The following is a 524-nucleotide window of genomic DNA, read 5'->3' as shown; positions in this document are numbered from 1 at the left end:
CTCTGCACAATACCTCTTGATTCAAGTGTCCGGGCATATTGTTTCATTTGATAATGCCACCCTTGATCTGAATGCATCAATAGTTGGTGATTTTCCGGTAAACGTTCTAATGCTGTCTCTAACATTTCTGAAACAAGTGAATACGTCGGTCTAGAGCCAATTGTATAGGTAATAATCTCACCATTATACAAGTCTAATACAGGTGATATATACAGTTTCTCTCCAAACAATTTAAACTCTGTGATGTCTGTTACCCATTTTTGATTCGGTGCATCTGCATGAAAATTGCGCGCTAAAATATTGGGTGCAGTTTTACCAACTTTCCCCTTATAAGACTTATATTTTTTCATACGCACAACACACTTTAATCCAAGCTCTTTCATAATGCGTTGAACCTTCTTGTGATTCACTTTTTGACCACGATTCGTTAACTCATCACGAATGCGACGGTAGCCATAACGGCCTTCATTTTCCTCATAAATCGCTTTAATTTCAGCTTTCAAATCGGCATCTAAATCCGGACG

The 524-nt window shown here is 38.2% G+C and carries 1 protein-coding gene; it reads right to left on the bottom strand.

Going from position 1 to position 524, the window contains the following annotated elements:
• Positions 1-524: IS3 family transposase (locus tag JDS98_RS29610; RefSeq protein ID WP_199634632.1), on the bottom strand; the 524-nt coding region annotated here is incomplete at both ends.

The organism is Bacillus cereus group sp. N11 (assembly GCF_016483605.1).
GTDB lineage: Bacteria > Bacillota > Bacilli > Bacillales > Bacillaceae_G > Bacillus_A > Bacillus_A toyonensis.
This window is presented reverse-complemented; position numbering and strand designations above follow the sequence as displayed.